Source organism: Chitinophaga sedimenti, assembly GCF_023156195.1.
Lineage (GTDB): Bacteria > Bacteroidota > Bacteroidia > Chitinophagales > Chitinophagaceae > Chitinophaga > Chitinophaga sedimenti.
The window spans coordinates 4,107,976-4,127,652 of the sequence record NZ_JAKUKA010000001.1 but is presented as its reverse complement, the minus strand read 5'-3'; the positions used below and the strand labels follow the sequence as shown (position 1 = coordinate 4,127,652).

Sequence of the window (19,677 nt, the reverse complement as noted above, 5' to 3'; positions counted from 1 at the left end):
GTCAAAGTAGTTTTCCAGGTTTGTCCACATCGGCCGTCAGTTTTATTCATTAAAAAGGCCTATAGCCACAAAAAACAGTCCAGCTTTGGGCCGGACTGTTTTATTGTTTAGTAAAATGGGTGGTATATTACCTCGTGTGCCTCCCAGCGGGCGGGCACTTCAAGTTTGCGGGCCAGTTTGTCCATTATATTAGCAGGTACAACGGCCTCGCGGCTTTTGTTCTGGGCAAGTAACTGCTTATAAGGGGCTTCTACATAAATAATTTTTACAGCCGCCTTATATTGCAGGAACAGGCTGATCAGTTGCGCGCGCATTTGCCGCGTGGTATTGGTGGCGTTCCAGACGAAACGCTGTTGCCTGCGCAAGTATTCGCGCGCCTTTTCTTTTGCTGCCTGTACCACCTGGCCATTCCCGCTTTTATCGGCCGTATGTATGCCTTGTGATTCGCGGATATCATCCAATGAAATCACGGGCCAGTCGTGGTAATGCTTTTTAACGAACGTGTCTTTGCCCGCGCCGGGCAGGCCGCTCATGAGCACCACTTCTATTACCGGCTGCTCATACGGCACGTAATCCACATGCGTATTGGGGTGATGCAAATAATGAAACCGCGCGTAGTTACCGGCAAACGGCCGCTCCGTTCCCCAGCTGTCATGCTCTTTACAAAACTCCTCGAAGCAATCAATCCGGTATAGCAGGTCGGCTTTATCATGGCAGATGCGGCCAATTACATCAGCGCGCGCTAACAACGCCAGCCATTGTGTGTTTACTTCGAGGCTGGCGCTCACCAGTTCTTTCAACGGATCGCGACGTTCCAGTAGCCACAGCGGCAGGCTGTGATGTCGCACCAACCCGTAAATCATTTCGCGGATGGCGAATGGTGTGGGATGTTCACGGTACAACAGTTGCCTGGCCGTGGCGGCGCCTTTACGCGCATGGCCATGTGCCGAAATGCTGCCATCGGGCCCGGTTTCGGTGGTGCTTCGCTTTTCCACATCGTGCAGCAGTGCCGATGCCCAAAGGATTTCCTGCTCCTGAGGGGATAAAGTCTGCCAGGCCTCCTGTTGTTGCAACGCCTCCAACACCATCCGGGTGTGAATGGCCACATTGCCCTCTGCATGGTGCACGGGATCCTGTGGCACGTGTTGCATGTCGTTTACCCAGCTGAACTGTGCTTCGAGTGCCGCCCAGTCTTTATTATCAGTGAGTGTCCACATAAGTACCTCCTTCATTTAACAGCGCCGCGCGTTTCCAGTTACGCGTCCAGTGCTGGTCGGTTTTAACATGCCCTTTACGAACATATTTAAATACATTTTCTGCGAACGTGTGTACCGGGTAACTTCCGGTGTTACGCGTTACAATACCTTCCATAACCGAAGGTTTGCCGGTAGTCACATCAACCGGTGCAAAGGCGCCGGGGCCGGCTACGATGGACAGCACTTCCTGTTCAAAGGTGGTTCGGTCGGCCGGTGTGGAAAACAGTTTTATTTCCGGCGCCACGGGTAAATCCAGCATGGCGGCGTAAAACTTTGTTTCTTCCCAGCTCAGCCAGCGGTCGTGCTCGCGGATGGCGAATACATAATAGTGATGCTCCAACCTGGTATATGCCAGTGAATGCACCGCATACAGGTTTTCGAGAAACACTTCCAGGTGGCCCAAGTCATTTTTAACCTGGTTCCAGAATTGCCGCAGATGGCCGGTCCACGCCGATGTGGTGGGCGCGGCATGCGAACGGGCAAATACACCGTAGCGGGACAGGCAATTGTTTTCGCCGTCCAGTTTTTCGGTATGCACCAGCTGGGGAATGCCGGATATCAGTGGCCAATAGTCGTGCCTTATCCGGTCGTCGCTCGTTGTGCCGGGCGAAAACGGGTAATGATACGTACGGCCATATTTTTGAGAAATAGCCATGTAATAACGTTTAGATTAAACAATACAATCACAGCCGCTCCGGAAGATGGAGCGGTTCGCTTAATGCTGATATGTGAATGCAATTACACGGCCCAAGGCTTTATAATGTTATGGACGCAAAGATAGTTAATCTTCCCGTAAACGTTCGTCGGTATAAGTAATTTCCGTCCTGCCGTGGGGAAAGGGCTGTCCGTTTTCGTCCACGCTCACAAAAACGATCTTATCAATGGTAAGAATTGTTTTTTGGGTGATTTTATTTCGTACCTGGCAGGTTAAGGTCAGAGAAGTACGACCAAAGTGGGTGGCTTTAATACCCAGCTCCACGATATCACCCTGGCGGGCAGAGTTAATGAAGTTGATTTCGGACATGTATTTGGTCACCACGCTGTTGGTGCCCAGTTGTATGATCGTGTAAATGGCTGCTTCTTCGTCAATCCAGGCCAGCAGGCTGCCCCCGAACAAAGTGCCGTGTGCATTGAGGTCCTGTGGTTTTACCCATTTACGCGTATAAAAGTTCATGTGCTTCGGTTTTGCCCGCGGAAAATTAATGCAAATGCTGCAAATATCATAAAATGGGGAGGGCCGGCATTTGTGCGCCGGCCCCTTGTTGTCACAAACAGTGGTGCTTTAGTCGGTGTAGGTGTACTGTCGTTCGGGTCTATCTTTTATCCGGCCGGAAAATTGTGAACATGCAAAGGCCTGGCGCTCCGGCTTTTGAGGGCTTTTAGCAAGATGCAACTACCAGCAGAACCAGGCAGCCCCTGTCAACATAAAATATTTCATGACTTAATAGCTGTATTTTTTGACGTAAGTTAAAAGCATGGTATTGGTTAACAGCGGCCACAAAATAGTGCAATTGGTTGCGCTGTTGCTAGGGGTTACTACTTAAGCGGGCTTAACTGATGGGGTAATATGCTGAGCTGATATTCAGATGCGGCGAAACGTCAAAAAAAATCCCCCGCGGTATAGCGGAGGATTTATATAAAAGTGTTAGCGGATCATTTTCTGCCGATCCATTTTACGACTTCTTTCATCGTCACTTTTTTACCGTACAGCAAAATGCCCGTCCGGTAAATTTTGCCGGCAATCCGGGTAGTGAGCAGGAACCCGCCTACCAGCAACAGCATGGAGAGCGCCAGTTGCCAGATGGGAACCGTGTCCGGTACACCATAAGGTATACGCGCCATCATTACCACCGGCGAGGTGAGTGGGATAATACTGCCCCAGACCGCCAACTGGCTGGTAGGATCTGTTACCGCGCTGATCATGATCACGATCGCGATGATAATAGGCACTGTAATAGGGAAGGTGAGTCCCTGTATATCGTTCGGGTCTTCATTTACCAGGCTGCCTACCGCGGCGAACAGCGAAGCGTATAATAAATATCCGCCCACGAAATAAAAAAGGAAACAGCTAATGATCATGAACCAATTAATGCTACCGGCGATATACCGGATGTTGCGCGCCATTTCCTGGCTGGCGCCGGCGCCCATGCCACCCTGCATCGCCTGTGCACTTTGTATTTCGCCAGGAGAAATGAAAAGGAAAATACCCTGGTAAATAAAGAAGATCAGCAACACCCATATAATAAATTGCGTAAGGCCCACCGCGGCGATGCCGAATATCTTGCCCATCATCAGCTGGAAGGGTTTTACGCTGGACATTACCACTTCGGCAATGCGGCTTACTTTTTCTTCCATCACGCCGCGCATAACCGACATGCCGAAAACCAGGAGTACAATGTAAATGATAAATCCACAAACATACCCTACGGCCGCAGATACTTTGGCGCTGCCCTCTCTTTCTTCTTTACCGGTGCGGTTAATAATGTCGATACTGGTGCGGATATCTTTTAACTTGTCTTTGTCGATACCGGCTGCCTGCATGCGTTGCTCCTCGATCAATTCTGAAAGCCGGCGTTCGAGCTGCGATTTCATGCCGATGTTCATTTGTCCCTGGCTATAGTAGGTTATGCCGCCCGGACGTTCAATGTCCAGTTTTGGGATGTGCAGCAGGCCATCGTAACCAAGATCGCGGTACGAGCGCTTGAGCGTGTCGGTTTCGGCCTCCAGAAATTTGAAATGTACTTTATCGTAGTCGGCCAGTTTGTCCCGAAAGAGGTGACTGTCGTCCACAACGGCCACTCGTTTTTCGGAGTTGCCCGACCTGGCGATGAGTACGGGGATCACTACCGTAGCGGCAAAAATACCGGTACGAGCAGGGTGGTGAGCAGGAACGCTTTTTTACGTACCCGCGTAATATATTCACGCTTGATAATAAGCCATATTTTATTCATAGCGATAGATTTTGGTTAGTGAGCCTTTACTCTTTCGATGAACACTTCATTAATCGTCGGAAGTAATTCTTCAAAGTAAGTGATAGGAATATCGTGACGGATGAAGTGGGAGAGAATATCATTCGTCTTGCTGTCTTCATTGATCTTTACCGTATAGGCATGATCATGTGTTTTGATGATGGAGAAGTGATGCGTCGCCATCTGCGCAGGGTTGGGCATTTGTCCTACCCCCACACGATATTCATTTTTCTTGAAGTCCTGTTTGATCTGTTTAACCGCGCCATCCAGGATTTTCTTGCCGCTGTTCACCAATACAATATGATCGCAGATTTCTTCCACCTGTTCCATGCGGTGCGTAGAAAATATGATCGTTGTTCCTTTGCGGCTGAGCTCAAAGATCTCTTCCTGTATTAAATGAGAATTAATGGGATCGAGGCCGGAGAAGGGCTCGTCGAGAATCAGAAGCTTGGGTTCATGAAGAATGGTAGAGATGAACTGTACCTTTTGTCCCATCCCTTTACTGAGTTCTTCCACTTTCTTATTATACCAGGAAGTGATTTCAAACCTGGTAAACCAATAATCTATCTTTTGACGGGCTTCCTTTTCGGACAGTCCTTTAAGCCTGGCGAGGTATTTTACCTGTTCGCCAACTTTCATTTTTTTGTACAGGCCGCGCTCTTCGGGCATGTAGCCGATGTGCCGCACGTCGTTAGCGGGGTCAAATTTTTTCCCATCAAACAAAATTTGTCCTTCATCAGGATAAAAGATACCGGTGATCATGCGCAGCAGGGTCGTTTTGCCTGCGCCGTTCGGTCCCAATAAGCCAAAGATGCTGCCCTGGGGAATGGAGAAGCTCACATCATCAACCGCTTTGTGCGTAGCATAGTACTTTTTCAGATGCTGAATGTCGAGTAGGTTCATAGCAGTAATTAAGCATCTTAAATTACGGGATTATTGGCGGCGTTGCAAGCAAAAGTTACACAAACCCGGGTTTTGTCGGTATCAACCCACCCGGGACATTGCCGCAATAGCTTCGGCAATCCTTTCCCCGTCCATGGCGGCAGATACAATTCCTCCCGCATAGCCGGCGCCTTCGCCACAAGGGTACAGGCCTTTAATCTGCGGATGCATCAGTGTGTCATTATCGCGGGGGATGCGTACGGGAGACGAAGTACGTGACTCCGTGGCCACCAGGATGGCTTCCGACGTATAGTAGTTCTTCATCTTTTTGCCGAAGGCTTTGAATGCGCCGGCCAGGCGTTTGTGTACGGCCGGGGGCAATACCGTGCGCAGGTCGGCACTGTTTACGCCGGGAATGTAGGAGCATTCGGGTAAGGAGGCCGATACGCGCTTTTCCACGAAGTCGGTCATGCGTTGCGCAGGGGCTACAAAGTTGCCACCGCCTGCCTTGAATGCGTTGCGTTCAACATGTTGCTGGAAGTACATGGCCGCAAGAGCACCGTGCTTGGCGAAAGGCGCAAAATCAGATTCATCTACCGTTACCACCATGCCTGAGTTGGCGAAGGGATTGTCGCGTTTGGAAGGCGACCAGCCGTTCACCACGAGCTCACCCGGATCGGTGGCGGCTGGCGCGATGATGCCACCCGGGCACATGCAGAAAGAAAATACGCCCCGGCCCTCTACCTGTTCTACCAGGCTATAACTCGCCGGGGGCAAAAACTCTCCACGATGAGTGCAGTGATACTGCGCCATGTCGATCAACCATTGCGGATGTTCTACGCGAACTCCGAGCGCAAAGGGTTTTGCCTCTATTAATACCTGGCGGTGATGTAGTAATTGGAAAATGTCGCGTGCGGAGTGGCCAGTTGCCAGTACCACCTGTGTTGCATGATAAGCGTTGCCGGCGGTGGTTGTTACACCGGTAATGGCATTATTGCTGATCAGGAAATCGTTCACCTTTTGTTCGAAGTGCACTTCACCGCCGCAGGCTTCGATTTGTTCTCGCATGGCGGTGATAATGTGTGGAAGTTTGTTGGTGCCGATATGTGGATGAGCGTCGTACAGGATTTTTCTGTGGCGCCGAAATGACAAAAGATATGCAGGATGCGGTTGATGTCGCCGCGTTTGTTGGACCGGGTGTAAAGCTTGCCATCGGAGTAGGTACCCGCGCCGCCTTCCCCGAAGCAGTAGTTGGAATCGGGGTTTACGACGCCTGTTTTGTTCAGGCTGGCCAGGTCGCGGCGGCGGCTGCGCACGTCTTTGCCGCGTTCGAGTACAATGGGTTTAATACCCAGTTCTATCATTCGCAATGCGGCGAAGAGTCCTGCCGGGCCGGCGCCAATAATAATGGCTGCCGGAGCGTTTATCTTAAGCGCATCGTAGCGGAAGCTGAGGTGCGGTCTGTCATGAAACGGTTCGTTCACGAACACCTGCAGGGTCAGTACATAATATACCTGTTGCCGCGAGCGTGCGTCGATAGATCGTTTCAGCAGGTGGAAGCCGATAATGTCTTTAGATTTTACGCCGAGCGAAGTGGCTGCGTGTTTGGTGATTGCTGTATCGGAAAAGGCTTCCTGCGGAAGCACTTTAAGAGAAACCTGTTGTATCATGATGTAGCCGGTTAGGTATTTATCCTAAAACAGGGGCAAAGATAAGCATAACGTATGACAGTGGGGCTGACAGACTGGCGGGGAGTTGTATGGTTGGGTGCGGTATCTGTATATAATAAGAAAAGCCGCACCTGGTTTGGTACGGCTTGTATAGAGAGAATCGTCTTTCGGATTAGAACGGGAGATCGTCGCCGCCGCCACCGTTGAAGGAGGGCGCCTGGGGGCGTTATAGTCCGGCATGCGGTCGCCACCTGTGCCTGCGTCCTGCATCATTGCTTCCATACGCCATGCGTCCAGGTTGGTGATGTAGTTTACCTTGCCGTCTTTTTCCCAGCGGGTACCTGATATTAAAATAAACCTTAACCGTTTCACCTTCGTTAAAACGGTCAACTATCGCTGTCCTGTCCTGAACTGCCCGGAACTTTATATAGTTAGTGATGATACGGCCGTTGATGTCGTCGGATTTCTCGATCACAAATTCTCTCGTCTTAAACGTTTCGCTGCGTTGCATTGTATTATACTTTACAACCAGCTTTCCGGTAATTTCAAAACTCATAGCAAAATTGATTTAAAAAGTTCAGTGCGCCCAAAGATAAGTCATTCGCTTTCGTCAGCAGAAAATAAATTTTTCCACAAGTTATTACACAAAACGCTTGCATCCTTCCAAAATTACACGACCTTTGCCGCCCCGGTAACTAAGGGTATACTATTGGCCCCCAAAAATGGACCTTTATGAAGTGGTTCGGGAGGGAGCTGAAGCGGTGACTGTACTGGGCAATGTTATTTTACCTGTAAGGGTATAGTAAAGTAGTAAAAGATGTAATTAATGTATGGAAGTGATTGTGAATGATGTGTGTATAATTTAGCATCGGGTTTAGCATCCTGAAGGGCTGAAACGTCGACTGGAAGTAGGTTTCAGAGGAATGGTAAGAAGGGGGCCGCAGTGTATGACACTCTGTAATTGTTGATTAATAAACAAGGTTAGATAAATTTTTTTTTCAACATTTTCTACAGATATTCGTCATCCTGTCAATAATTTTTCAACAGCCTACGTTGAAAAGTTTGTATTCGAGAACACCCTAATTAATAAACGAATAATTATTTTTTACTAAATGAATAAAACTTGCGAACAAGTTTGGGAAAGGTGTCTGAATATAATCAGGGATATAGTGGAGTGGCAGCCGTTTAAAACATGGTTTGAACCAATAAAACCTATCAAGCTTGAGAACAATGTTTTAACCATCCAGGTACCAAGTCAGTTTTTTTACGAATATCTCGAAGAGCACTATGTAGGTTTATTAGGGAAAACAATAAAGCGTGAATTGGGAAAAGAAGCGCGGCTGGAGTACCGAATAGTAGTGGAGAATGGAACACCCCACCAGCATCCGAAGACTGTGAACATGCCAACGCAGTTTTCCAAACCTCAAAAAGATAGTGAAGTAGATTTTCCGCTGACGATCCAGAACCCGGTCAAGAATCCGTTCGTGATTCCGGTATTAAACGTGTGCAGATCGATTCGCAGCTGAATCCGAATTATACCTTCGAAATGTTTATCGAAGGCGATTCAAACCGCGTGGCGCGTCGTGCCGGTAAAACGGTGAGCGACAAACCTGGAGGTACTTCTTTTAACCCGCTGGTAATATATGGCGGTGTTGGTTTGGGGAAAACACACCTTGCTCAGGCTATTGGTAACGAAGTAAAGCGTCAGGCACCGAATAAAGCGGTGTTGTATGTGAGCGCCGAAAAGTTTATCAACCAGTTCATCGATCACTCGAAGAACAATATAATTAACGACTTCATTCACTTCTATCAGCTCATCGATGTACTGATCGTTGACGATATACAGTTTTTTGCCCGCGCAGAAAAGTCACAGGATGCGTTCTTCGCCATCTTTAACCACCTGCACCAAAGCGGCAAACAACTGATCCTTACTTCCGATAAGCCGCCGAAAGACCTGGACGGTGTGCAGGAGCGTTTGCTCAGCCGCTTCCGTTGGGGCCTCAGTGCAGATATTCAGCTGCCCGACTTCGAAACACGTATGGAAATCCTCGAGATGAAAATGCGTAACGATGGACTGGAAATGCCGAAGGAAGTAATCAAATATGTAGCATACAACATCCAGAGCAATGTACGCGAACTGGAAGGCGCACTTATTTCCCTGTTGGCGCAATCGTCGCTCAACCGCAAGGAAATTGACCTGGAGCTGGCCAAGCGCGTATTGAAGTCTTTCGTGAAAACATCTTCTAAAGAAATCACGATCGACAGCATTCAGAAGATGGTGTGCGAATACTTTGATGTACCGTACGACAAACTCCTGCAGAAAACGCGTAAACGTGAGATTGTACAGGCTCGTCAGATTACCATGTACCTGGCGAAATCATTTACCAAAAACTCGCTTAAAACCATCGGCGAGCATTTCGGCGGACGTGATCACACTACCGTGATACACTCTTGCCAGACAGTGAAAGACCTTATGGATACCGATAACACTTTTAGAGATAGTGTAGTGGAACTGCAGCAGAAAGTACAGCTGGCGGCCATGTAGCACCGATTATACCGCTGAAAAAACAAGATCTTTGAATGCCGGAAAATGCTTCCGGCATTTTTATTTTAAAAAAGTGAAATCACTTTTGGAGTTTTACAAAATATTCCTATTTTTGCATCCCCTTCAAACGGGTTACGGTGAGGTGCCTGAGTGGCCGAAAGGACCGGTTTGCTAAACCGGCGTACGGGTCAAACTGTACCGAGGGTTCGAATCCCTCCCTCACCGCTGAACACCGGAATTAAGTTCGGGATGTAGCGTAGTCCGGTTATCGCGCCTGCTTTGGGAGCAGGAGGTCGCAAGTTCGAATCTTGCCATCCCGACTAAAGAAAAAGTCATCAGCCTGCTGGTGACTTTTTTCGTTTTAGTTAATTATCCCGCGAAATAATGTCACATCATTATCCGTATCTTCTCTCTGAATATTTCAATGTTGCTTGATGAAGGCTGTATCGTTGTATGCTAACTGTAAAAGCAATCATTCTTTCATAGCCCAAAAGTATTTTGATGATGTTGCCATTTAATCCCCGTGTTCAGGTACGTTACCCGTTTTCCGCAGAGAGAAATCCCCATGCTGCCGAAATGGATAATGATATTATCACGTTGATAGCTGATAACTATTCGTTTCTTTCGGAAAAGGCCAGAGATAAGTATCGAAATACCCATATCGGGTACTGTGCCGGTTGTATTTTCCCTAAAGCAGGACGCACTCATTTGGAAGCAATATGCCGTGTTTTTATGTGGACTTTTGCGGTCGACGATAAGTTTGAATGGAGCGCGCCGGCGGTTATTGAGGAAATCGGGGACGCAGCATTACGAGTGTTGCTGGGCAATAAACCGGCGGTTGAAACTCCTTTGTTAAATGCCCTTCCGGAGATGCGGGAACAATTGCTTGCAATTGCAGGGAAGGAGTGGTTGGAAAAACGCTTCTGTAAAAGTCTTGCCTCTTACTTCTCCGGACTGGCGGAGGAATCGCATTATCGAAGCAGCGGAATCTATCCTGACATGAATACTTATCTCGATATCAGGCTTCGGTCCGTAAATGTTGATATTATGACCAACCTTGCGGAAGTAATAACGGCCGGGCAGCTTCCAGATTCAGTGATCGGGCATCCCGTGATCCGGGAAATTGAATTGCTGGTTTGCAGAATTCTCATATGGTGCAATGATCTTTTTCTGTTGACGAGGAAAGAAAGAATATGGACGTGCTCAATTCCGTGCTAATTACCGGGCATGTTCAACAATGTTCTTCCACGGAGGCAGCTTTAAGTGTTTTGAGTATGCATGACAGCGATGTTGACCGGTTGATGGAATTATCTGACAGTCTTCCGGATTTCGGCGTATATAACCTGGTTGTTCAAGATTATGTGGCAAACCTTCAGTTTATGATCAGCGGTTACCTGGATTGGACATTGAATTATACGGGGCGGTATACCACGGGAGGCCACGCGGTGTCCGATATGCGGGAGATTATTACATAAAAAGGTCCCGCTCCACAAAAGAGCAGGACCTTTCGCTTTGTGACAAGCTATCAATAAATTACCATTCCGGATTCTGCTTCAGATTCGGATTACGCAACGTTTCATCCTGCGTAATCGGTATCATATACATTCTTGGCGCAAACGGCCTGTCCTCTACCTTCACCACTTCATATGTAAACGAACCATCTGCATTCCTCGTCGTCTTCATCCCCCATAACACCGGTTCTGTTTCGGCTGCAATTTTCCAGCGACGAACATCCCAGAAGCGGTGCCCTTCAAACGCCAGTTCAATCCTTCTTTCATGACGCACGGCATCGCGCATTTGCTCTTTGGTCATAGAGCCTACAATGAAGGGTTTTACGCCCGCCCTGCTGCGCACCGCGTTAATGGCGTCATACACGCTCTGATCGGGCGCGGGAAGTACCTCATTTTGTGCTTCCGCGTAGTTCAGGTAAAATTCTGCGAGGCGGTACACGATACCGTGTATCTGGCGCGAACTCTGACCAATAGTTGCTTCGGGGTTAATGAGCTTACGCATGGTATAACCGGTACGGCTATGGTCTGTGGCAGTGCTCATTTCATCTTTGCCCACAGGCCATACATCTGTCTTAGACCAGTACTCGAGCTTGCGGCCTTTTAAGGTGGCCTGGTTGTACAGGATGTCTGTGTAAAACCGCGGATCACGTCCTACAAAAGGATTGGCGGGATCGTAACCTGATCCTGGTGCAGCAGGGACTAAGCTGGTGGCCAGCATTTCATAATCACCAGCCAGGTTTTGTGAAGGTGAAGCACCCGACCAGCCGGAGCTTCCGAAGGGGAACATATATTGATCAAGTCCCCGGTCATCGTCGCGCATACGCATCCAGATTACTTCTTTACTGGTGAGCGCTTTGGACAGGAAGATTTCCTGTCGCGCTGCCAGCGTAGGTTCCAGCACATATACCGGCGCGCCGTCTGCTTTGAAATCCAGCACAGCTTTCGCAGCTGCTGCGGCAGCGGCCCATTTGTCTGGGTCGGACGCCGTTTTATCTGGCGTAATATTCCCCATGTAACTGGTTTTGCCTGCAATGGCCCAGAGTGGGCTGGCGGCATACAGCGTCATTCTCGATTTGAGGGCCAATGTTACCCCTTTCGTTATCCTGCCGACGTTGTGGTTTTCGTTGATGGCAGGCAACAGGTTATAAGCGGAGTCGCAATCTTTGATCACCTGCGCCAGGCAACTGTCGTACGTGCTGCGCGCGCCGTTCAGCGTTACCAGGTCGTTGATCTCGATGGTTTTGGTGATAATCAGCACGCCGCCGAATTGCTTCATCAGCTCGGCCAGGAAATACGCGCGCAGGAAAAACACTTCGCCCCTTCTTCTTTGTAAAGAGCCGGGGTTGTTCGGATCATCGGGCGTGTTGTACTTCGCGATCCCTTCCAGGATGGAATTTGCCTGCCTGATCGCCACATAACAATCGCGCCATGAGTTGCCGATCGGGTTATCGTTGCCCGACCAGGAACCGTTATTAAAACGAAAGGTATTCATCCGGTAGATGCATCTTTTGATTCATCGGTGGCTGATGACAGCATGGAGTTTCCGCCTACATAACGCAGCACACGCGGTGTGCGGGAGTACAGGTTGTTCACCACCTGGTCGGTGACCGTAAAGTTCGAAAAGATGTCTTTGTCCTGCTGCTGGTTGGTGGCCGCCCGGTCGAGGAAGCCCTTCTCGCAGGAACTGAGCGTACCCGCAAACAGTATACCCGTTAGTATTTTATAAAAGATAGTTTTTTCATGTTGATGCGTTTTAGAATTAGAAGCTAACGTTGATGCCGAAGTTGAACACACGCTGTATCGGGTACATGGCGGCATTGCCATCGCCGGTTTCCGGATCCACGTCGAAGTCGGATAATTTATCCCAGGTAATCAGGTTGGTGCCGTTGGCGTACACGCGGGCGCCTTTCATTTTCCAGCGGTTCACGAGCGCTCGTGGGAAGGTGTAGCCGATTTCCGCATTTTTGAGGCGGGTGTAAGCGGCGCTTCTTACCCAGAAGTCGGATGACCGGTGGTTGTTTTCGTTTTTACCGTAGTGCAGTCTTGGATAAATTGCAGTGGCAGCGGTTTCAGGCGTCCAGCGGTTCAGGTGGAAAGGTTTTACTTTTCCTTCCTGGAAGAATTCATAAGCTGCTTCGTTGTCCAGGCGTACATCTGCACGCGCGGCTCCCCGAACAACATCGTTACATCAATACCATTCCAGCCCGCCTGTATTACCGCGCCGTACATCAGTTCCGGTGTGCGGGAATAACCAATTACTGTTTCGTCAAACGCATCTACTACGTTATCGTTGTTAAGGTCTTTGTATTTGATATCGCCGGGATATACGGTGCCGGAGAAACGTTGTTGCGGCCGTTTGCTGATATCGGCGGCGTCGATGAACAGGCCATCGTACAGCAGACCAAACTTAGTACCCACGGGGTGACCGGTACGGCGCATCCATGGATAAGCGCGTGGCTGCTCATCATACTCAAGAATTTTATTACGGGCAAATGTTACGTTGGGCTTAAGCGAGTAGTTGAATTTGCCGAAACGTTTCTGGTGAACGATCTCAAAATCAAACCCTCTGTTTACCACCACGCCTATGTTCTGTTGCTTAACGCTCTGGCCATAAACATCTGTGAGTGTGTTTCTGCCGGAGAGGATATCAGACCTTTTTTCGTGGAAGAAGTCGGCGGTAAAGCCAAATGCATCACCCCAGAATTTTGTTTCGATACCTACGTTGCCTTTCCTGCCACGCTCCCAGGTAACGTTCGGGTTGCCGATAGCGCCCTGCGCCCAGCCATTTGCCTGCGTTACACTCGTTCCAAAATAGTACTGTGTCGCACCGGCCCATGAAGTAAACCACAGGAAACGGTCGCCCCCTGGTCGTTACCTACTTCGCCGTAAGAGCCACGCAGTTTCAAATAACTGAGGGTTTGATTGCCTTTGAGGAAGCTTTCTTCAGAAGCTACCCAGCCCGCCGATACTGCCGGGAACAAACCATAGCGTTGTCCTTTCGGGAAGTTCTCTGAACCGTGGTAGGCCGCACTTACTTCGAACAAATAACGCAGGTCGTAGTTGTAGGTAGCCCTGGCCATCAGTGATTGTTTCGCGTAAGGAATGCGCGACTGGATCACATCTTTCTGACGGTTGCCCATGATCATACCTGTAACGGCATGTTTGCCAAAGCTCCTGTCATAGTTGATGGATACCTCGCCGTAAGTACGGCGGTTATGATCGCGGTAGCTGAGCGAACCGTTAGGGTCGATCTTGGTGTCCGCGCCTGTTTGCTGGTACCCGGTAATTTGTCCCTGTGCGTTATATAACGGCATAAATACAGCGTAGTTGCGGCCGTAGGTAGTGAATGGCAGAAAGGTATTGTCAAACGAAATAGCGCCTCTTACTGATAAACCCTTCACCCAGAAATCAAGTTTCTGGCGGGCGGAGAAGGTACCCTGGATGGTGCTGTTGTAATACACCTGGTAGCCTTTGTTGGTTACTTCGCCATAAATGTTTTGCGTATAGGTGCCGGTACCAAACAACGATTTATTCGGATTGAAGATTGGGTTAGTGGGTGGAAGCCTGTTCGCCAGGTTCATAATAGTGGCCGCGGAGGTGTTCGGCGCATTCCTGGCCGCCAGCAATCCCGCAATGTCTACGCTTACCAGCGTCGTTTTGGTAATGTCTACGTCTACGTTTGCGCGCAGGTTATACCTGCTTTGAATAGAGTTGGTATTGTTGCCCTCGGGGTTGTCTTTTACATATTTGTAGTTACCCGCATAGCGGCTGTAGCCGGCAGAAATATAATAGCGCACGTTCGGGGCGCCACCTGAAATATTCAGGTTGGCAGAGCTCTGCGGCGATGCCTGCATGATGAAGTCGTAATAGTCCGTGTTCGGAAGTGTACCATTTTTAAAGCCTTCCAGCTGTTCGTTGGAGAACGGCATGGTGGCGTTCGGGTTGTCGTTTTTCACGGCTTCGTTGCGCAGGCGGGCATAGTCGTAGGAGCCGAGGTATTTCGGCATTTTGTTGGCTTCCTGGTAGCCACCCTGTAATGTAAGGCTTACGGAAGGCGCGCCTACGCTACCGCGTTTGGTGGTCACCAGTACTACGCCATTCGCACCGCGCATGCCGAATACCGCGGTGGAAGCCGCATCTTTCAGGATACTGAACGTGGCGATGTCGTTCGGATCTACATAGTCGATTGGACGTTCCACGCCATCCACGATGATGAGCGGCGTAGCCGTACCGGTGGTGGCGATACCGCGGATGTATAACGTAGACGCATCTACGCCCGGTTCGCCCGAACGCTGTGTGGTGATGAGTCCGGGCAGCCGGCCTGCCAGGGCGTTCGTCAGGTTCGACACGGGACTTTGCAACAGTTCTTTTGTGGCAACGGACGATATGGCGCCGGTTACTGTTACTTTTTCTGCGTACCGTAACCTACGATCACCACGTCCTGCAGGGCGCTGGAGTTGGCTTTGAGACTTACCGTCATGCCTCCGGCAGTAATCGGCGCTTCGGTGGTGCGGAATCCTACCATTGAGAAAACGAGCACCTTGATGTTGTCGGGTACGTTAAAGGCAAAGGAACCATCAGGCTGTGTTTGCGTGCCGATGGTGGTGCCCTTGGCCTGGATGGTCACACCGGGCAGGGCCTGACCGATGCTGTCTACCACACGTCCCGTTACCGGGCGCGTCTGGGAAAAGGCGGCGACTGCGCACAGCTGTAGCAGCAGGCACAGGAGCAACCGGGGATAAAGTGTAGTCATTCTTTTCATAGTCGCTGAATTTGTGATGAATAGGTGTTGAGTGCGGGCATAACAATCCCACTACGATGGTTGGGCCATCGCAGCAAAAGATTTTCCTGAACGAGTGATGATTCGTTCTATGGCATACAGAAATAGCTAAATATTAAATCGATTTAGCTATCGAGGAAAAGTGGGATGATCGCTGTGAATTTCATGAGCAATTTGATTTTTGGTTATTAATAGAACATCATTAATATCATCGCCTGGGGCGGCCGATCTTCGCGAGTCTTAGGTTTTTTCTCAGTTGATATTATCTTTTCACGTGGACTTCTCTAAAAAATCGATTTAGCTATCGACTGGGGAAGTTATTCATACCGGCATAAAATTAGGATTTATTTTATGGAAACAAAGCGATCGGGTAGATAATTTTATAATCGGCGGTTTGGGCGTGGAGTCGCCGCAGTGGGGTGTTTGCTTGTGATGAAAAGATGTTGTAACGTATATCTGTTTGGGGTAGGAGGCGACTGCTACACGGGAGCAGTGAATGAAATACAGGGGAATGCAGTGTACCGGTGTTACTGCATTCCTGCAACAGCTATTAGTATTTTCTAAAGAAGATATTATCAATAAGCATTCCTTCAACAGCTATTGATATCTCCTCAATATTCTACTATCCACATAAAAAGTTCCAAAGGGAATAATACACGCCAGCAAAACCTTCCATGTAGTATCGCGGAACTTCCATCGATACTCCACACCCACACTGATCGTATTCAGGATAAATAAAAGAAACAATGCGCCGTGTACCGGCCCTATTGCCTTTACCCAAGTGGGATCATTCCATCCGTATTTCAGGGGCACCGCAATAAACACGAGCACTAGCAAAGAAATACCTTCGAGGAAGCTGATAATACGCAGCCTTCCGATTTTTGTTTTGAGCAGTTGTAACATGATTATATAATTCTGAGGTAAGGACGCTGCGCCAGCGGAGAAAACGGCCAGGGCACCGCAATGAAAATAACTACCGCCGCTATTGCGAACCACGCAGTCATCACCAGGTATTTGTGACGATCGTCCTGTGCTCGTTTGGCTGCCGACGATCCTATGGTGATCAGTACGACGGCAATCGTCATCAGCAGGATGTGTATCCAGCCGAAAAAGGCGTACGCGGTGTCGTGTGTATGCGAGCGGAAATAGGCAACGATGGGACTCTTAAAGTAAAGGGTAAAGCCCACCATCAATTGCAGGTGTGCAATGGTGGCCGTGATGTGCCGCAACGTGTTGATGCGCGGGGTAAAAGCACGATGGCCGAGCAATCCGCGTATACCGGCGAAGATCGCCAGCACCAGGCTTATCACCACCATCCACCGCAATCCCGAATGTGCAAATAGTAAATATGGATACATCTTGCAAAGCTGTAACGGAACCCGCGCTGTAACTAGGACATCCCCGGCGTTGATCCGGACTTTTCAATCATCCGGCGGAAGGCGCTGGGGTAAGTCCATCGTACTGCCGGAACAGCCGGGCAAAGTAAGATGGATCTTCCAATCCCACCTCGGCGGCGACCTCGCTGATCGGGAAACTGCCCTGGCTCAGCAATGCCTTCGCCTGTAATACAATGGCTTCATGAATACACCGGTTCACCGATTTGCCCGTCATCGCCTTTACGGATTTATTCAGGTGGTTGGGCGATACGTGGAGCCGTGCTGCATAGTCAGAAGCTAATCGGCAGGTTTTTAAATGGCTGAACAGCAACTCGCGGAACCGCGCTGTAATTTGTGCCGCTCCTGTTTGCGCCGGTATTGCAGGCGGCTCGCCCGCATGCCGCACTTCGCACAACAGCGCGCTGCAGTAAGATTGGATGAGGTCGGGGCGCTGTAAGGCGTGTGTATTGAACTCTTCCAGCAAACGTTCGAGCAGCTGGCGGATAAATGCGGCCGATGTTGCGTTCGGCTCAATCAGCAGTTCGCCCCATAAGCGAAGGAAACTGAACTCGCGCAGCACGGTGTGGTTAAAGAGTTTGCCGGTAAACAGTGTTTCGGAAAAGTTGATGATATATCCTGTTACCTCGTCATTTGTATCAAAAGAAAAAACAGCGCCCGCGGGCACGAACAGCAACTGTTGCGGAGCAGCGCTGTACGACTGGTCACCGATGCGCATGTTAGCACAGCCGGACGTAACAAACAGGCAGCTGTGCGTCGGGCTGCGCGATGGTGGCACGGCTTGCTGCAGCCGGTAATACATCTCTTCCAGGCGGATGATAAAAAAGGGGCCGGGCAGTCCTTTCAGTTGCTGCTGCAGTTCCGCCGACGGCATGAATTTTTCGGTAAACGCTCTGGGAGCGTAGGTTTTAATGTGCATTACGCCGATAGTTTTGCTGACCGGGCAACGGCCAGCCCGGCAGGTGTTACCTGTTTACCGGCTGGCCGTTCAAAATATCGAACGCCGTTTGGCCAGGTAAAATGCGATATACAGGTATGTTGATGGCGTACTTGTTGCACAAATATTGTATGTCACGGTCAATTTCTTCGGCGGAGTATCGCGACGAGAAATGTCCGAGCATCAGTTTTTCTATATGAATGCCGCTTACCATGTCTATTACGGCTTCGAGGCGACTGTGTTTATTGCGGTGACTGTTGGTGTGGAGGTCGCCATCGTCGCCGAGGAAGGTGGCTTCATGGATAAGGATTTTCGCGCCATCGTACCGGGCAGGATCTTCTACCGGCGTGTCGCCGGAGTAGGTGAGCAGGTTGGTGCGCACTTCCGTGCTGGTGCTTTCTTTACCGTGTTCAATTGCATATTGACGGATCTGCTCGCCGGACAGGCCGGCCAGTTCGGGTTTCAGCTTACGTTTGGTTTGAAATATCTTATAACCGAGGCTCTTCCGTGTGTTTTCCGGCGCGGGGACATGACTGTTGCGGAACGGTTGTACAAGTATATCGTCCTTCACTTTTATTTCGTCGCGCGGGGTAACGGCGCGCCAGCGCGTACCGCCGGTATGTGGATCGAAGCGCTGTGTAAAGTCGGCCATGAAAGGGAACGACAGGCTGCTGGCCGGGTAGTGGATAATGGGATAGCCTTCGCGTGCGTTCAGCTGGTTGAATTGCACCAGTCCGGTTAAATGATCGCGGTCGGCATGAGAAATGAAAGCATGCGTTACTTTCCGGCTTTTTGCAGCAGCGAGGAGGTGAGGCCGTCGCCGGCATCCAGTAAAATTCCCAGTTCGTCAATAAAGTACCAGGTGGCGAAAAGTGCGGTAGAATAGCCGCTGATCGTGAGTTTCATCAGGATAAAGGTACAAATCATATGTTGAATGGCGTGAATGTGAGAAGTATTCCCGGCTTTTGTCTATCAGATTAGTTGGATACTAATCAAGGTGTTCCTATCTTTAGAGGGCTTGAATTATAATACCGCAAACAAAAACGACCAAATTTTAAACCCGGACGAATTGTACGGCAGCCTGAATGATAAAGAGCTTTGGACCAAAGTAATTGAAGGTGACAAGGATGCCCTTGCTTTCATATACAGCCGCTATTTCCATTCCCTTTTTAATTATGGCGCCCGGTTTAACCCGGACGAAAGCCTGGTGAAGGATTGCATTCACGATTTGTTCGTGAGCATCTGGCTGGGAAGGGCGCGTTTATCTGTTACTGATAATATTAAGTATTACTTGATGGCCAGCCTGAAACGCAGGATTTCGAGCCTGGCCCGGAAAGGTTTACTACAGCAGCTGTTCGATGGCGACGCTGCGGGTATTCAGTTCACCGGTTCGCACGAAGAAGTGATGATCGGTCGCCAGGCCGACCAGGAGCGCCGCCGCAAACTGGCCGCTGTAATGACCAAGCTGCCGCGCCGCCAGCAGGAAATTCTTTACCTGCGTTACTACGAAGGCTTCGACACCAAGGAAACAGCCGCGATCATGTCGCTCAGCGTTAATTCTACCTACGTATTACTTTCCAAAGCACTTAACTTTTTAAAGAAAAACAGCGACCAGTTATTGCTACTGGCGATTATACTGCTTTCTAACTAACTCATTTTAAGTTGATTAGAAGTTCAAAAATATTTAAGAAAACACGCTAAGAAATCAACCATTTCTCTCTTTGTATAGATAA

At 49.5% G+C, this 19,677-nt stretch carries 22 protein-coding genes, 2 tRNA genes and 2 pseudogenes; 6 read left to right on the top strand and 20 right to left on the bottom strand.

Annotated elements, in window-relative coordinates; all coding sequences use genetic code 11:
• Positions 1–107: 107 nt before the first annotated feature.
• The 9 genes and pseudogenes from MKQ70_RS23515 to MKQ70_RS41420 all read right to left on the bottom strand — a co-directional run.
• The gene (locus tag MKQ70_RS23515) at positions 108–1,217 is read right to left on the bottom strand and encodes an AAA family ATPase (RefSeq protein ID WP_248074705.1); all 1,110 of its coding nucleotides are present in this window, start codon (positions 1,215–1,217) and stop codon (positions 108–110) included.
• Positions 1,201–1,911, bottom strand: a complete 711-nt coding sequence (locus MKQ70_RS23510) for an RNA ligase family protein (RefSeq protein WP_248074704.1) — start codon at positions 1,909–1,911, stop codon at positions 1,201–1,203. Before MKQ70_RS23510 ends, MKQ70_RS23515 begins: the two co-directional genes overlap by 17 nt.
• A 126-nt stretch (positions 1,912–2,037) precedes the next feature.
• Positions 2,038–2,430, bottom strand: a complete 393-nt coding sequence (locus tag MKQ70_RS23505) for an acyl-CoA thioesterase (RefSeq protein WP_248074703.1) — start codon at positions 2,428–2,430, stop codon at positions 2,038–2,040.
• Between the two features lie 479 nt (positions 2,431–2,909).
• Positions 2,910–4,100 (bottom strand): ABC transporter permease, encoded by a 1,191-nt coding sequence (locus tag MKQ70_RS23500; RefSeq protein WP_248074702.1) that lies wholly within the window; start codon positions 4,098–4,100, stop codon positions 2,910–2,912.
• Positions 4,101–4,222: 122 nt separating this feature from the next.
• On the bottom strand, positions 4,223–5,128 hold the full coding sequence (locus MKQ70_RS23495; protein ID WP_248074701.1) for an ABC transporter ATP-binding protein: 906 nt from the start codon (positions 5,126–5,128) through the stop codon (positions 4,223–4,225).
• An 81-nt stretch (positions 5,129–5,209) separates the two neighbouring features.
• Complete coding sequence (locus MKQ70_RS23490) at positions 5,210–6,175, bottom strand: NAD(P)/FAD-dependent oxidoreductase (protein ID WP_248074700.1); 966 nt, start codon at positions 6,173–6,175, stop codon at positions 5,210–5,212.
• Entirely contained in the window at positions 6,121–6,777 is a 657-nt protein-coding gene (locus MKQ70_RS23485; protein ID WP_248074699.1) for an FAD-binding protein, read from the bottom strand. The genes MKQ70_RS23490 and MKQ70_RS23485 overlap by 55 nt, the downstream gene beginning before the upstream one ends.
• Positions 6,778–6,801: 24 nt before the next feature.
• Positions 6,802–7,149 (bottom strand): hypothetical protein, encoded by a 348-nt coding sequence (locus MKQ70_RS41425; RefSeq protein ID WP_248081888.1) that lies wholly within the window; start codon positions 7,147–7,149, stop codon positions 6,802–6,804.
• A 28-nt stretch (positions 7,150–7,177) separates the two neighbouring features.
• Positions 7,178–7,288: pseudogene (locus MKQ70_RS41420) on the bottom strand (DUF3127 domain-containing protein); the annotation flags it as partial.
• Between the two features lie 601 nt (positions 7,289–7,889).
• Here MKQ70_RS41420 and dnaA point away from each other — a divergent pair.
• The 5 genes and pseudogenes from dnaA (at position 7,890) to MKQ70_RS23445 (ending at position 10,797) form a co-directional block, all read left to right on the top strand.
• A pseudogene (gene dnaA / locus MKQ70_RS23465) lies at positions 7,890–9,322 on the top strand (chromosomal replication initiator protein DnaA).
• 136 nt (positions 9,323–9,458) lie between these two features.
• A tRNA-Ser gene (locus MKQ70_RS23460) sits at positions 9,459–9,547 on the top strand.
• 20 nt (positions 9,548–9,567) lie between these two features.
• Positions 9,568–9,642 (top strand) — tRNA-Pro (locus MKQ70_RS23455).
• Between the two features lie 181 nt (positions 9,643–9,823).
• Positions 9,824–10,540, top strand: coding sequence for a terpene synthase family protein (locus tag MKQ70_RS23450; protein WP_248074692.1), 717 nt, complete (start codon positions 9,824–9,826; stop codon positions 10,538–10,540).
• Between the two features lie 56 nt (positions 10,541–10,596).
• The gene (locus tag MKQ70_RS23445; protein WP_248074690.1) at positions 10,597–10,797 is read left to right on the top strand and encodes a hypothetical protein; all 201 of its coding nucleotides are present in this window, start codon (positions 10,597–10,599) and stop codon (positions 10,795–10,797) included.
• 58 nt (positions 10,798–10,855) lie between these two features.
• On the opposite strand, the gene MKQ70_RS23440 is transcribed toward MKQ70_RS23445, so the two are convergent.
• The 11 genes from MKQ70_RS23440 to MKQ70_RS39320 all read right to left on the bottom strand — a co-directional run bounded on the left by MKQ70_RS23440 (position 10,856) and on the right by MKQ70_RS39320 (position 18,850).
• Complete coding sequence (locus tag MKQ70_RS23440; protein WP_248074688.1) at positions 10,856–12,325, bottom strand: RagB/SusD family nutrient uptake outer membrane protein; 1,470 nt, start codon at positions 12,323–12,325, stop codon at positions 10,856–10,858.
• Positions 12,322–12,627, bottom strand: a complete 306-nt coding sequence (locus MKQ70_RS23435) for a hypothetical protein (RefSeq protein ID WP_248074685.1) — start codon at positions 12,625–12,627, stop codon at positions 12,322–12,324. Before MKQ70_RS23435 ends, MKQ70_RS23440 begins: the two co-directional genes overlap by 4 nt.
• Positions 12,593–12,745, bottom strand: coding sequence for a hypothetical protein (locus MKQ70_RS23430; RefSeq protein WP_248074683.1), 153 nt, complete (start codon positions 12,743–12,745; stop codon positions 12,593–12,595). Before MKQ70_RS23430 ends, MKQ70_RS23435 begins: the two co-directional genes overlap by 35 nt.
• Positions 12,746–12,933: 188 nt before the next feature.
• Positions 12,934–13,599: a TonB-dependent receptor domain-containing protein gene (locus MKQ70_RS23425; RefSeq protein WP_248081584.1), complete on the bottom strand. Its 666-nt coding sequence runs from the start codon at positions 13,597–13,599 to the stop codon at positions 12,934–12,936.
• Between the two features lie 29 nt (positions 13,600–13,628).
• On the bottom strand, positions 13,629–15,194 hold the full coding sequence (locus MKQ70_RS23420) for a SusC/RagA family TonB-linked outer membrane protein (protein WP_248074682.1): 1,566 nt from the start codon (positions 15,192–15,194) through the stop codon (positions 13,629–13,631).
• A gap of 41 nt (positions 15,195–15,235) precedes the next feature.
• Positions 15,236–15,595, bottom strand: coding sequence for a carboxypeptidase-like regulatory domain-containing protein (locus tag MKQ70_RS23415; protein WP_248074680.1), 360 nt, complete (start codon positions 15,593–15,595; stop codon positions 15,236–15,238).
• A gap of 615 nt (positions 15,596–16,210) precedes the next feature.
• Positions 16,211–16,516, bottom strand: a complete 306-nt coding sequence (locus tag MKQ70_RS23410) for a DUF3817 domain-containing protein (RefSeq protein WP_248074678.1) — start codon at positions 16,514–16,516, stop codon at positions 16,211–16,213.
• Positions 16,517–16,518: 2 nt separating this feature from the next.
• The gene (locus MKQ70_RS23405; protein WP_248074677.1) at positions 16,519–16,929 is read right to left on the bottom strand and encodes a hypothetical protein; all 411 of its coding nucleotides are present in this window, start codon (positions 16,927–16,929) and stop codon (positions 16,519–16,521) included.
• A gap of 109 nt (positions 16,930–17,038) precedes the next feature.
• Positions 17,039–17,926, bottom strand: a complete 888-nt coding sequence (locus MKQ70_RS23400) for an AraC family transcriptional regulator (protein ID WP_248074675.1) — start codon at positions 17,924–17,926, stop codon at positions 17,039–17,041.
• A gap of 46 nt (positions 17,927–17,972) precedes the next feature.
• Positions 17,973–18,674, bottom strand: coding sequence for an MBL fold metallo-hydrolase (locus MKQ70_RS23395; protein WP_372490024.1), 702 nt, complete (start codon positions 18,672–18,674; stop codon positions 17,973–17,975).
• 47 nt (positions 18,675–18,721) lie between these two features.
• Positions 18,722–18,850, bottom strand: a complete 129-nt coding sequence (locus tag MKQ70_RS39320) for a hypothetical protein (RefSeq protein WP_282456680.1) — start codon at positions 18,848–18,850, stop codon at positions 18,722–18,724.
• 163 nt (positions 18,851–19,013) lie between these two features.
• On the opposite strand from MKQ70_RS39320, the gene MKQ70_RS23390 reads away from it, so the two are divergent.
• A complete protein-coding gene (locus MKQ70_RS23390; RefSeq protein WP_248074673.1) occupies positions 19,014–19,595 on the top strand; it encodes an RNA polymerase sigma factor in 582 nt (193 codons plus the stop codon).
• The last annotated feature ends 82 nt before the right edge of the window (positions 19,596–19,677 follow it).